The organism is Ancylobacter polymorphus, assembly GCF_030813495.1.
GTDB lineage: Bacteria > Pseudomonadota > Alphaproteobacteria > Rhizobiales > Xanthobacteraceae > Ancylobacter > Ancylobacter polymorphus.
In genome coordinates, this window is record NZ_JAUSUI010000004.1 from 328784 (window position 1) to 341617 (window position 12834).

Below are 12834 nucleotides of genomic sequence, written 5' to 3' on the forward strand. Positions count from 1 at the left end.
CCGCTGTGCCTCACTCGCCCGGAAGCGGGTGGTTGTGGCGGCGCACGGCCTTGGTGGACGCTTCCACATAGGCCAGCGTGGCGGCGAAGCCGCTGAAGGCGACGATGGTGGCGGCGACGAAGAACAGGGTTTCGGTCGGCATGGCGTCCTCCTGAGACTTATATCTCCAAGCGTAGGGAGCGCGCGCATCGTCCGCCTTGCGCTAGGTCAAGGTCGATGGGGCCTGCGTGCCGGCGCGGGCCGCGGGAGACGCGGCGGCGGCCGTCGAAAATTCGTGCCATCTTTGCCGGACCGCCGGCATCCATGCGACAGGCTCGGTCGATGCGCGCGGGGGCGGCGCGAGTCAGAGGGCCGGGGCCGGATCTTCACCGTTTCGCCATCAATGCGCTGACATCGAGCCAAAGCCGGCGCGTGGTCTCGTCTGCGCCCTGCCGCAGGTCGATACTGTAGAAAAAGCCGTAGTGATTGGTGTCGACAGACGAGTCCGCTTTGCGCGCTAAATCTAGCCATTCCGCCGGATCGAGCTCCACCGTCCCGGCCAGGCCGTAGCTCGCAAGCCCGGATTTCGCGATCACGATGGCAGGAACCTCCCCGCCGCTCTGGCTCAGGCGCGGATTCGCGGCGGTCCAGATTTCATCTTGACGCTCCTCCGCCCCGGCGGCGCGGGATTCGCGGACGATGCCCGCCCGGATGGCGTCGCGCGGCACGATCATCACCGAACCGGCGACGTTCTCGATGGCAATCTGGTAGTCGAAGGCGAGAACGGTGCGGTCGGCATCGACGCTGACGACCCGTATCACCGGATCGCTCAGGAAATGGATGCGAGATGGCCCGGCTTTCGGCGTCGCCACTTCCTTGAAGGCGGCCGGCACGCTGGCGGAATACGCGCAGAGGGCGAGCATGGCGAAGCAATAGGGCACGATCGCGAGCCATGCGCAGAGGCGCGTCGCCAGACGCCGTTTTCGCAGCGCCCGTCCGGTCCAGCACCACAGGCCCACCGTCGGCATGACGAGAGCGGAGAGCGTGATCGCCAGCGGGCCGAGCAGGAGAAGATTGGCGACCGTCTCGGGCAGGGGCACCGCTTCCAGCCGGAGAATTTCTCTCACCTCCACGCCGAACAGCGCCTTCCCCACGTCGAGCGTAAGGGCGATGACGAAGCCGGAGAGCAGGAGAAGGCATTGGAAGCCGAACAGATAGGCGTTCAGCGCGACGAATTCCTGCCGGCGACGCAGGTCCGGGATCAGGCGTGAGACAAGACCGGTCACCACCGCCGTACAGATCAGAACAGGAAAGGCCGCGAGAAGCAGGCCGCTGACACTGATCGCCTCCTGCCACCTGGCGAGAAGCGCCCGGTTCACCTCCTCGTTGAACCAGATGAGGTTCACCATCCCCAGCAGGCCCTTCGGGTAGACGGAGAGGGTGAGCGCGAAGACAAAGCCGCCGATGGCGAGATAGCTCATCGGACGGACGAAACGGCGGTTGCCGCGTTCGGGCGCCAGCAGCAGGCGCTCGCAGGTAAGCGGGCGAAACAGGATGACGCAGGTCGTTCGCAGGAAGCGGACGACGAAGCGCACGGCGCCTTCGATCGTCTCTTCCACCTTGTCCGACAACGACCGTGACGGATCGACGGACATCGTTGCTCCCCCCGTGGTAGAGGGGTGCAACTTAAGCGAGAAGGTGGCCGGGTGCCACCAAATTTAAGGCGCGGACACCGCGTGGTCGATCAGCACCGCGAAGCCGATGAGCAGCAGGAAGCCGAGAAAGAACAGGCCGAACAGCACCAGCGCGATTTTCCGCGCGAGCTGCGACACGCCGGTCATGCCGATGGCGCCCGCAATCATCGAGATCACCAGGAAGATCACGGCGTATTTGATCATGCGGCGTTTCCCCGGATGGCAGGTGAGGGCGCGGTATCAACGCACGGGCAGCGCCGGAGTTCCGCCGGTTTACGCGCCGTCGGAACGCCCGTCCTGCGCGGTGGGGAAATCGTCATCGCCCTTCATCGGCTGGGGCGCCTGCGGCGGGGGCGGCGTCGTGGCGGCTGCGGGCTTGTCCGAAGCCGGGGGCTTGTCCGAATTCGGCTTGGGTGTGACGGGCTTGGACGTTGGGGGAGACGCGGCCCGGCGCCAGCGGCGCAGACCGGAGAGCGGCGTTTCCGCGCGGCTCTTTTCCGGCCGCGGCACGGTGCCGGTCGCCGCCGAGGCGATGGGTTCGCTCTTGCTGTCGATCTGCCGCCCCTTCTCCTTCAGCAGGATGCGCCAGAGCACGAACAGCAGCAGCAGCGTGTAGGAGCCGGCGGTGAAGAAGAACAGCGCGCCCGGCCCGTAATGCTGCATGCCGAGCGAGGCCAGCGCCGGCCCGACCACCGAGCCGACGCCATAGAGCAGCAGCAGCCCCGCCGCCGTCTCCACCGCCTCGGACGGCGCGGTGCGGTCATAGGCATGCGCCGCCGCCAGCGAATAGGCCGGCAGCGACAGGCCGCCATAGAGCATGCCGAGCAGGCAGAGCCCGAGCAGGTCGAAGGGCAGCGCCCCCAGCGCCAGCCCGGCCAGCAGCGCCCCGACCAGCAGCGCGGCGAGGATGCGCCGACGGTCCATGCGGTCGGAGAGATAGCCCACCGGCCATTGCGCCAAGGCGCCCGCCACCACCACGGCGCTCATGAAGGTCGCGGCGCCGTCGGAAGTGAGGCCGCGCCCGATGCCGAAGATCGGCCCCAGCGACCACAGCGAGCCATTGGTGAGGCCGATGGCGAAGCAGCCGACCATCGCCACCGGCGCCGCCTTGAACAGGCGCGGCAGGCGGATGCGGGCGGTCTCGATCGGCGCCGGCTGGGTGCTGGAGCCGATCGCGACCGGCAGCACCGCCAGCGAGAACAGAATGGCGGCGAGGGCGAACAGATCGAAGGCCCGCACGGGGTAAAGCGTGATCATCATCTGTCCGGCGGTGAGCGCGGCATAGTCGACGATGACATAGGCGCTCATGACGAAGCCGCGCGTCTGGTTGGTGGCGCGGTCGTTGAGCCAGCTTTCGATCACCAGATAGAGCCCGGCGAAGCAGAAGCCGGTGATGGTGCGCAGCGCGAACCAGGTGAAGGGCTCGATGAAAAGCGGATGCGCCATCATCGCTGCCACCACGCCCGAGGTGAGGGCGGCGAAGGCGCGGATATGCCCGGTGCGGCGCACCAGATGAGGCACGGCGAGGCAGCCGACCACGAAGCCGAGATAATAGCTCGACCCCAATATGCCGAGATTGATGGCGCTGAAGCCCTCGAAGGCACCGCGCAGCGGCAGAAGCGTGTTCTGCAGGCCGCTACCGGTTACCAGAAAGAACACGCCGAGCAGGAGCGCGGCGACAGGGCCGAGAGTCTGGGCCATGATGGGAACCGGACGGTGAGGGTGGCGGGCGCGCGGAATCCTTGTTCCGCAAGGTCCGGTTAGACCTGATCTTTGGCGAAGTCGAGACGGGGATTGGTATGAGTGACGGTGCGGTACGGCTGAAGTCGGACTTCCTGGAGGTGGACATTTCGCCTCAGGGCGCGGAGATGGTGGCGCTGAGGGACCGGCACGGGCATGATCTGCTGTGGAATGGCGACCCGGCGTTCTGGACCGGGCGCGCGCCGCTGCTGTTTCCCATCGTCGGGCGCCTGCCCAACGACCAGCTCGTGCATGACGGCAAGGTCTATCCGATGGCGCAGCACGGCTTCGCCCGCCGCCGCGCCTTCACGCTGGAGGAGGCGACGGACCAGGCGGTGCGTCTGGCGCTGCATGACGACGAGGAGACGCGCAAGCAATATCCGTTCGCTTTCTCGCTCACCGTGACCTACCGGCTGGAAGAGGCGACGCTCACCCTCGAGGCGGAGGTGGCGAACACGGGCGCGGGCGTGCTGCCGGCGAGTTTCGGCTTCCACCCGGCCTTCCGCTGGCCGCTGCCCTATGGCGGCACGCGCGCCGACCACCGGCTGGTGTTCGAGAAGGCGGAAGCGGAAGCCATCCACCGGCCGGTGGGTGGGTTGCTTTCCACCGCCACCGAGCCGAACCCGGCGGTGGACGCGATCCTGGAGCCGACCGACGCGCTGTTCGAGCGCGACGCGCTGATCCTTCTCGATCTGCGCTCGCACCATGTGCGCTTCGGCGTGCCGGGCGAGCCGGGGCTGGAAGTGGCCTTCCCCGACATGCCGCATCTCGGCATCTGGTCGAAGCCCGGCGCGCCGTTCCTGTGCATCGAGCCCTGGGCCGGCTATGCCTCGCCCGAGGACGGGCCGGCGGAATTCATCGACAAGCCGGGCCTGTCGCTGCTGGCGCCGGGCGCCTCCAAGCGCTTCGCCATGACGGTGCGCTGGCTGCCCGATGTCGGCCGGCTGATCGGCCCGCATGAGGTGGAGGGCTAGCCATGCGCGGTGCGCCGGTGCGGGCATGGGCCGGGTAAGTCGCCGGCTCCTTCGCGGTGCAGGGCCCCCCTGCGCCGTCATTGCCTCCCACGCGGCGTTCTGAGACCATCGCCGGGCACGAAGGCTCGATGGTGAAGATGGCGCGTCACGGTTTTTCTCGTCTCAGACTGCACGCCTGTCTCGCCGTGGCCCTGGCCGGCTCGGTCCTGCCGGTCCTTGCCCAGGCCGAGCCGCCGCCGGCCGCGCCCACGCCCGTCATCGTCTGGGATGTTCCCGCCTTCAATGCCCTGCCGGACGATGAACAGGGTCGGCTCGCCCGCTATGGCCGCTCGGTCATCGAGGCGACCTATGCCCATATCGGCCCGGCCGTCGCCGATCCCGCCGCCCGCTTCGCCGGCAATAATCTGGCGTGCGCGAACTGCCATTTGCAGGCGGGGCTGAAGAAGTTCGGCCTGCCGCTCGTCGCCGCTTCCGCCGACTACCCCGCCTATAGCAGCCGCTCCGGCGCGGTGAGTTCGCTGTTCGACCGCGTCAACCAGTGCCTGAAGCGCAGCATGAACGGCCGGCCGATGGCAGAAGACGACCGGCCCATGCAGGCGATCCTCGCCTATCTCGACGTTCTCGCGACCAACATCCCGCCCGATGCGACGATTGTCGGCGCCGGGGCCGGGGCGATCCCCGAATTGGACCGCGCGGCCGATCCGGTGCGGGGCGCCGCGATCTATGCCGCCAATTGCGCGGAGTGCCACCGTCGCGACGGGCTCGGCGTGCGGCGCAATGAGGCGCAGCCGGATATGGGCTATGCCTTCCCGCCGCTCTGGGGGCCGGACAGTTTCAATGACGGCGCGGGCACGGCGCGGCTGATCACGCTCGCTAATTTCGTCCATGACAACATGCCGAACGGCACGTCCTGGGTGGCGCCGACGCTCGCGCCGCAAGACGCCTGGGACGTGGCGGCTTTCGTGCTGTCGCAGCCCCGGCCGCAATTGGCCGGCATCGACCGGGATTTTCCCGATCTGCTGTTGAAGCCGGTGGATGCGGCCTATCCGCCCTTCGCCGACAGCTTCCCGGCCGAGCAGCACCGCTACGGCCCCTTCGCCCCGATCCGGGCGGAGATCGCCCGGCTGAAACAGGCGCGCGGGACAATCCCTAACCCGAACACGCCCTGACGCGGCCCGCGCCGGTCGTCAGAGCGGCCGGGCGCCGGCGCGCGGGTCGGACGTCTCGCCAAATGTGTCGCCGATACGGGTCAGCTCGTCGATGAAGCGCTGGCACCAATGGTGGATGGTGTTGGTCTCCACCGTCTCCATATTGCTGCGCCAGCGCTCCTGACGTTCCGCGAGCGGCATGGTCAGCGCCCGGTCCATCGCCGCCGCCATGCCTTCGATGTCATAGGGGTTGACCAGTAGCGACCCCTTCAGTTCGTCCGCCGCGCCGGCGAAGCGTGAGAGCACCAGCACGCCGGGGTTTTCGGGGTCCTGCGCCGCCACATATTCCTTGGCGACGAGGTTCATGCCGTCGCGCAGCGGCGTCACCACACCGACCCGGGCACGGCGGTAGATGGCGGCGAGCGTGGCGCGCTGGAACGGGCGGTTGAGATAGCGCAGCGGCACCCAGTCGAATTCGGCGAACTCGCCATTGATCGCGCCGCCCAGCTCCTCCAGCTCGCGCCGCAGCGCCTGATACTCCGCCACCTCGCTGCGCGAGAGCGGCGCCACCTGCATCATCGTCACCTTGGAGCGGTGCTCGGGATAGCTGCGCAACAATTCGCCGAACGCGGCGAACTTGCCGGGCAGGCCCTTGGAATAGTCCAGCCGATCGACGCCGACGGCCAGCATACGGCCGGCGAGGCTCTCGTTAAGCCGTCGCTCCTCGTCCTTGCCGACCGACTTTTGAGCGTCGCTGACGAAGGCGTCGGCGTCGATGCCGATGGGATAGGCGGCGACGCGGAAGCGCCGGTCCTTCAGCCCCACCGTACCGCCCGGCGCGATCCAGCCGCGAATCTCGGAGGAGATGTAGGTCAGCAGCGCCCGCACGTCGTTCTCGGTCTGCAGGCCGACAAGGTCATAATGCGAGAGGTCGTCCACCAGCGCCGCATGCGAGGGCAGGCTGAGATAGACCTCCGGCGTCGGCCAGGGGATGTGGTGGAAATAGCCGATCCGCCCGCCGAAGCCGAGCTTGCGCAGTTCCGCGGCCAGCGGGATGAAATGGTAGTCATGCACCCAGAGGATGTCGTCGGGCTTCAGCAGCGGCATCAGCGCACGGGCGAAATGCTCATTGACCCGGCGATAGCCCTCCCAGTCCGCCTTGCGGAAGGAGAGGAGGCCGAGCCGGTAATGGCACAGCGGCCACAGCGTGCCATTGGCATAGCCGGCATAGTGGGCGCGCTGGTCTTCGGGATCGAGATTGAGCAGGGCGTAGGTGACGCGGCCGGAGCGGAAGACCTTGGGCGCGTCCGGCGGGTTGACCTCGGTTTCCCCGCTCCAGCCGAACCAGAGACCGCCGCGCTGGCTCAGCGCCTCGCGCAGGGCCACCGCCAGTCCGCCCGCCTTGGCGGCGCGCTCCTTGGGCGACGCCACCCGGTTCGAGACGATTACGAGCCGCGCCAAAAGGCTTCCTCCCATGTCTTCGACAGCCGCATGGCCGTATCGATCAGGCCGACCATGGAATAAGTCTGCGGAATATTGCCCCACAGCTCCAGGGTCTGGTTGTCGATGTCTTCCGATAGCAGCCCGGCCGGGTTGCGCCGGGCCAGCAGGCTGGTGAACATCTCCCGCGCCTCGTCGCGGCGGCCGATCAGGTCGAGCGCGCCAGCATACCAGAACGAGCAGATGGTGAAGGAGGTTTCCGGCAGGCCGAAATCGTCCTCGCCGGCATAGCGCATGAGGTAGCCATTGCGCTTCAGTTCGCGGCCGATGGTTTCCACCGTGGCAACGTAGCGCGGATCGTCTGGCCGGACGAAGCCGAGCTCGGCCAGCAGCAACAGGCTGGCGTCGAGCTGGCCGTCCTCCTCCGCATCGACGAAGCTGCCGCGCGCCTCGTCCCAGGCGAAGGCGAGGATGCGGGTGCGGATCTCGTTGGCGTGCCGGGTCCAGAACGCGGCGCGGTCGGGCAGTTCCAGCACGCGGGCGATGCGGGCCAGCCGGTCGCAGGCGGCCCAGCTCATCACGGCGGAAAAGGTGTGCAGCCGGCGCTTGCCACGCAGCTCCCACAACCCGGCATCCGGTTCGAAGGCGAATTCGACCGCGCGCGCCCCGACCCCCTCAAGCAGCTCGAACAGCGCCTTGTCGCCGCGCTTGGGCAGGCGCTCGTCGAAGAACATCTGCGCGGCGGCCAGTACGACATGGCCATAGCCGTCATTCTGCACCTGCTCGCCGGCCTGGTTGCCGACGCGCACCGGCCCCATGCCCTGGAAACCGGAAAGCGCCGGAGCGAAGCGCTCCTCCAGCGGCGTGCCCGGCACGATGGAATAGACCGGCGCCAGCCGACCCGAGGGCTCGGAGGCGATCACCGTGGTGAGGTAGCGGATATAGTCTTCCATGGTGCGGGTGGCGCCGAGCATGTTCAGCGCCCGCACGGTGAAATAGGAATCGCGCAGCCAGCAGTGGCGATAGTCCCAGTTGCGGATCGAATGCGGCGCCTCGGGAATCGAGGTGGTGAGCGCGGCGACGATGCCGCCGGTCTCCTCGAAGGCGCAGAGCTTGAGCGAAATGGCGGCGCGGATCACCGCGTCCTGCCACTCATAGGGAATGGAGAGGTAGCGCACCCATTCGTGCCAATAGTCGCGCGTCTTCTCCTCGAAGCCGCGCGTGGTGTCGGCGATGCTGGCGGGGAAGGGTTCGTCCGGCCCCAGTACCAGCGTCGCCGCCTTGCTGAGCACGAAGGGGCGCTCTTCCATCACATAGACGATGGGCAGGTCGGTGGTGGCGCGCAGCGTCACGTCGTCGCCGGCAAAGCGCATATGGTTGGAGCCGCGCACCGGCGCCGGGCGCTGTTCGCCCCAGTTGAAATGCGGGCGCAGGCGCAGCGTCACCCGGCACATACCGGAGATCGGCTCGATCCGCCGCACCAGCATGGCCGGGCGGTAGATGCGGTCATAGAGCTTGAAGCGCGGCGCGAAGTCGACGATGCGCAGCTTGGCGCCCTGGTCGTTCTCCAGAATGGTCTCGATGATCGCGGTGTTGGTCTGGTAGCGGCGCGTCGCCTTCACCTGGCCTTCCAGCACCACGTCGAAGAAGCCCGCCTCCGGCTCGGTGCCGCCGAGCAGCGAGGAAAACACCGGGTCGCCGTCGATGCGCGGCCAGCAGCACCAGCCGATGCGCCCGTTGCGGTCGATCAGCGCGGCGATGGTGCCGTTGCCGATGGCGGCCAGGTCGAGATGGGTGCTCACGAATTCACGCGCTCCAGTGCCGTGGGAAGGTCGGTCAGCCAGCGCCGCACCTCGGTGGGCGAGGCCAGCTTGTAATCGGCCTGATCGGTCGGGCGGGGCCCGACGGCGAGGGCGAGGCCACCGGCGGCGCGGACGGCGCGGAAGCCGTCCTCATCCGTCACATCGTCGCCGAGGAACACCGGGCGGCGGCCGGCGAACAGCGCCGAGTTCATCAGTTCCGCCACCGCCGTGCCCTTGTTGCGGCCGGCCTGACGGACTTCGATGACGTATTTGCCCTTGAGGAATTCGACCCCGCCATCGATGCCGGTGCCGAGTGCGATCACCCGGTCCATGATCGCCTCGCCGAACTGCGGCACGGCGCGGAAATGCACGGCCAGCGACAGCGGCTTGTGCTCGACGAACACGCCGGGCCAGGTGGCGAGCACTTCGTCCAGCGCCTGTTCCAGCGGCCGGCGCCATTTCGGCAGCGGGATCGGCACGGAGGGCGCGTCCGGCGCGAGCCGCACCTCCGCCCCGTGCTGGCCGGAGGCGGCGAGGCGGGTGGGGGCGAAGCGGCGGTCCATCCAGTCGATGGTCCGCCCGGAGACCAGCGCCACCGCGCCATCGAGCGCGCCCTGCAGCCGCGCCAGAAGGTCGGGCAGGTCGCGCGGAATATCCACCCCTTCCGGGTGGTCCGCATGCTCGATCAGGGTGCCGTCAATGTCGAGGAAGAGAGCCCAGTCGGGGCGTGGAAGCAGGGGGAGGGGTGCGCTGGGTGCTGTCGCCATGCTGTCGTTTGTTCCGCCTGGATCCGGCATAGTGAGGTCAAAAAGAAGCTTCGGCCGCCGGCACGGTCGCCGGCTGCCATTAACGCGCCAGAGCCGGAGGCGTTCCAATACCTCGGTGAAAAAGCCGCGATGGTCTGCCCCTCGCGGGGGCGGATGGCGGGCGTCCGGCGCGTGACGGCCTTGCCGCTCAACGGCGCGCGGTTTACATAGCGCCCAACCCGCACCTTATGACGCCGCGGCAGCGCGGCATGGTCCCGGCTCGCCCGTACGCGCAGGATTTGGACATGGCTTATCAGTTTATCTACCACATGCACGGCATGACCAAGGCCTATCCGGGCGGCAAGAAGGTGCTCGACAATGTGCACCTGTCCTTCTACCCCGATGCCAAAATCGGCATTCTCGGCCCCAACGGCTCGGGTAAGTCCACGCTGCTCAAGATCATGGCCGGCATGGACAAGGACTTCTCGGGCGAGGCCTGGGTCGCGGAAGGCGCGCGCGTCGGCTATCTGCCGCAGGAGCCGCTGCTCGACCCGACCCTTTCCGTGCGCGAGAACGTGATGCTCGGCGTCGCCAAGCAGAAGGCGATCCTTGAGCGCTACAACGAACTCGCCATGAACTATTCCGAGGAGACGGCGGACGAGATGACCGCGCTCCAGGACGAGATCGAAGGCCAGGGCCTGTGGGACCTCGACAGCAAGATCGACCAGGCCATGGACGCGCTCGGCTGCCCGGAAGAGGGTTCGGACGTTTCCAAGCTCTCGGGCGGTGAGCGCCGCCGCGTGGCGCTGTGCCAGCTGCTGCTCTCGCAGCCGGAACTGCTGCTGCTGGACGAGCCGACCAACCATCTCGACGCCGAGACCACCAACTGGCTGGAAGGCCATCTGCGCAACTATCCCGGCGCGATCCTGATCGTCACCCATGACCGCTACTTCCTCGACAATGTGACGGGGTGGATTCTCGAGCTGGATCGCGGCCGCGGCATTCCCTATGAGGGCAACTATTCCTCCTGGCTGGCGCAGAAGGCCAAGCGCATGGCGCAGGAAAATCGCGAGGACGAGGCCCGCCAGCGTGCGATCGCCTCCGAGGCCGAGTGGATGGGGGCCTCCCCGAAGGCCCGTCAGGCCAAGAACAAGGCGCGTATCCAGCGCTATGACGAGCTGGTGAAGAAGGCGTCCGAGAAGGCGCCGACCACCGCCCAGATCGTCATTCCGGTGTCGGAGCGGCTCGGCAACAACGTCATCGAGTTCAACGGCCTCAGCAAGTCGTTCGGCGACAAGCTGCTGATCGACAACCTTTCCTTCAAGCTGCCGCCGGGCGGCATTGTCGGCGTCATCGGGCCGAACGGCGCCGGCAAGACCACGCTGTTCCGCATGATCAACGGGCTGGAGAAGCCCGATGCCGGCTCCATCACCGTCGGCGACAGCGTCCAGCTCGGCTATGTCGACCAGAACCGCGATGCGCTGGACGACAAGAAGACCGTGTGGGAGGAAATCTCCGGCGGCAACGAGGTGCTCTATCTCGGCAAGCGCGAGATCAACTCGCGCGCCTATTGCGGCGCCTTCAACTTCAAGGGCGGCGACCAGCAGAAGAAGGTCGGGATGCTCTCGGGCGGTGAGCGCAACCGCGTGCATCTCGCCCGTATCCTGCAGCAGGGCGCCAACGTCCTTCTGCTCGACGAACCGACCAACGATCTCGACGTGGAAACCCTGCGCGCGCTGGAAGAGGCGCTGGAGGACTTCGCTGGCTGCGCGGTCATCATCTCGCATGACCGCTTTTTCCTCGACCGTATCGCCACCCACATGCTCGCCTTCGAGGGCGAGGGCCATGTCGAGTGGTTCGAGGGCAACTTCCACGACTATGAGGAAGACAAGAAGCGCCGCCTCGGCGTCGACGAGATCGTCCCGCACCGGATGAAGCACAAGAAGCTGATGCGCTGACGCCATGACCGGACGGAGGGCGGCGATGACCGAAGACTGGAACCCCGCCCTCTATCTCGCCTTCGAGGACGAGCGCACCCGCCCGCCGCGCGATCTACTCGCGCGGGTGCCGCTCCTTAAGCCCCGCCGGGTGATCGATCTCGGCTGCGGGCCGGGCAATTCGACCGAGCTGCTGGCCCAGCGCTGGCCAGAGGCCGAGGTGATCGGCGTCGACAATTCCCCCGCCATGCTCGAACAGGCCCGCGCCCGCTTGCCGGGCGCGCGCTTCGAACTGGCGGACCTCGCATCCTGGACGCCGCCCGAAGACACGGACCTGCTCTTCGCCAATGCCGTATTCCAGTGGGTGCCGGAGCATCTCGACGTGCTGGCGCGGCTGCTCGACAAGCTGCCGCCGGGCGGCGTGCTGGCGGTGCAGATGCCGGACAATGTGAGTGAGCCCTCGCATCTCCTGATGGAGGAAGCCGCCGCCGCCGGGCCCTGGGCGGCCCGCGTCGCCGGCGCGGCGCGCGATGTTCTGCCGGCGGTGGGGGCCTATTACGACCGGCTCGCGCCGCTCGCCCGCCAGGTCGATATCTGGCACACGCTGTACAACCACCCGCTGGCGGGGCCGGCGGCCATTGCCGACTGGTTCCGCTCCACCGGGCTGCGGACCTATCTCGCGCCGCTTGACGAGGCCGAGCGCGCCGCTTTCCTCAAAGACTACACCGCGCGGCTGGCCAGGGCCTATCCCGCGCGCGTCGACGGAAAGGTGCTGCTGCGCTTTCCCCGGCTGTTCATCGTCGCGGTGCGCTGACGCCCGGCGCGGCGCGATGGGCGGACGGCGCGGCGGACCGCCCGCGACGTGCCGGCCGGCCGCTCAGATGCCGGACTTCAGGGTGAAGGTCACGACCGCGTCCGGCGGACGCGACGGCGAGGTGAAATCCTCCCAGAACCGGCCCCTGAGATTGCCCGAGGCGTCGCTGACCATCACGAAGTTGTTCTTGCCATTGGTGGTGAAGCTGAAGCCGCCGCCGGCGTCGCGGTGCACGTTCACTTCGACGCACAAGGTCTTGTAGCAATAGACGATGCGATCGCCGTCGGTGAATTGAAGCCGGCTTATGTTCTTCGGGTCGCGCTTGTCCTTCAACGCGCCCTGCCACACCCAGCGGCCCTGAAAATGTTCCAGGCCGGTTTCGATGGTGGGCTTGGCTTGCGCGGTCGCGCTTTGCAGGCCGGCAATCTGCACGGCGGCCATCATGCCCGCGCCGGCAAGCGCCGCGCACCACAAACTCTTCTTCTTCATGGTCCGATCCCGGTGTGTCGCATGCCCTCGACTGGCAACATGGTAGTGTTAAGAGAGTTCCCGCCTTTTGC

Annotated in this window: 12 protein-coding genes; 4 read left to right on the forward strand and 8 right to left on the reverse strand. The window is 67.6% G+C overall.

The genetic code is table 11. The features are described 5' to 3' along the window. Positions 1-10: 10 nt before the first annotated feature. The 4 genes from J2S75_RS11265 to J2S75_RS11280 form a co-directional block, all read right to left on the reverse strand. On the reverse strand, positions 11-142 hold the full coding sequence (locus tag J2S75_RS11265; protein WP_307019946.1) for a hypothetical protein: 132 nt from the start codon (positions 140-142) through the stop codon (positions 11-13). 223 nt (positions 143-365) lie between these two features. Further along, positions 366-1460 (reverse strand): hypothetical protein, encoded by a 1095-nt coding sequence (locus J2S75_RS11270; RefSeq protein WP_307019947.1) that lies wholly within the window; start codon positions 1458-1460, stop codon positions 366-368. Positions 1461-1697: 237 nt separating this feature from the next. Then, on the reverse strand, positions 1698-1877 hold the full coding sequence (locus tag J2S75_RS11275; RefSeq protein WP_307019948.1) for a DUF1328 family protein: 180 nt from the start codon (positions 1875-1877) through the stop codon (positions 1698-1700). Between the two features lie 69 nt (positions 1878-1946). Beyond that, positions 1947-3374: an MFS transporter gene (locus tag J2S75_RS11280; RefSeq protein WP_307019949.1), complete on the reverse strand. Its 1428-nt coding sequence runs from the start codon at positions 3372-3374 to the stop codon at positions 1947-1949. A gap of 98 nt (positions 3375-3472) precedes the next feature. On the opposite strand from J2S75_RS11280, the gene J2S75_RS11285 reads away from it, so the two are divergent. After that, a complete protein-coding gene (locus tag J2S75_RS11285; protein WP_307019950.1) occupies positions 3473-4387 on the forward strand; it encodes an aldose 1-epimerase family protein in 915 nt (304 codons plus the stop codon). 137 nt (positions 4388-4524) lie between these two features. Next, the gene (locus J2S75_RS11290) at positions 4525-5556 is read left to right on the forward strand and encodes a c-type cytochrome (protein WP_370874124.1); all 1032 of its coding nucleotides are present in this window, start codon (positions 4525-4527) and stop codon (positions 5554-5556) included. Positions 5557-5574: 18 nt separating this feature from the next. Here J2S75_RS11290 and otsA read toward each other — a convergent pair whose 3' ends face one another. From otsA to otsB, 3 genes are read right to left on the reverse strand one after another with little or no spacing between them, the layout of a single operon-like run. Then, on the reverse strand, positions 5575-6996 hold the full coding sequence (otsA, locus tag J2S75_RS11295; protein WP_307019952.1) for an alpha,alpha-trehalose-phosphate synthase (UDP-forming): 1422 nt from the start codon (positions 6994-6996) through the stop codon (positions 5575-5577). Beyond that, positions 6981-8777, reverse strand: coding sequence for a glycoside hydrolase family 15 protein (locus J2S75_RS11300; RefSeq protein WP_307019953.1), 1797 nt, complete (start codon positions 8775-8777; stop codon positions 6981-6983). The genes otsA and J2S75_RS11300 overlap by 16 nt, the downstream gene beginning before the upstream one ends. Next, entirely contained in the window at positions 8774-9544 is a 771-nt protein-coding gene (gene otsB, locus J2S75_RS11305; protein WP_307019954.1) for a trehalose-phosphatase, read from the reverse strand. Before otsB ends, J2S75_RS11300 begins: the two co-directional genes overlap by 4 nt. A 284-nt stretch (positions 9545-9828) precedes the next feature. On the opposite strand from otsB, the gene ettA reads away from it, so the two are divergent. Together ettA and tam are read left to right on the forward strand one after the other, a co-directional pair. Then, complete coding sequence (gene ettA / locus J2S75_RS11310) at positions 9829-11481, forward strand: energy-dependent translational throttle protein EttA (RefSeq protein WP_307019956.1); 1653 nt, start codon at positions 9829-9831, stop codon at positions 11479-11481. Positions 11482-11506: 25 nt separating this feature from the next. Further along, on the forward strand, positions 11507-12274 hold the full coding sequence (tam, locus tag J2S75_RS11315; RefSeq protein WP_307019957.1) for a trans-aconitate 2-methyltransferase: 768 nt from the start codon (positions 11507-11509) through the stop codon (positions 12272-12274). A gap of 63 nt (positions 12275-12337) precedes the next feature. Here tam and J2S75_RS11320 read toward each other — a convergent pair whose 3' ends face one another. Beyond that, on the reverse strand, positions 12338-12763 hold the full coding sequence (locus J2S75_RS11320; RefSeq protein WP_307019958.1) for a hypothetical protein: 426 nt from the start codon (positions 12761-12763) through the stop codon (positions 12338-12340). Positions 12764-12834 lie beyond the last annotated feature (71 nt).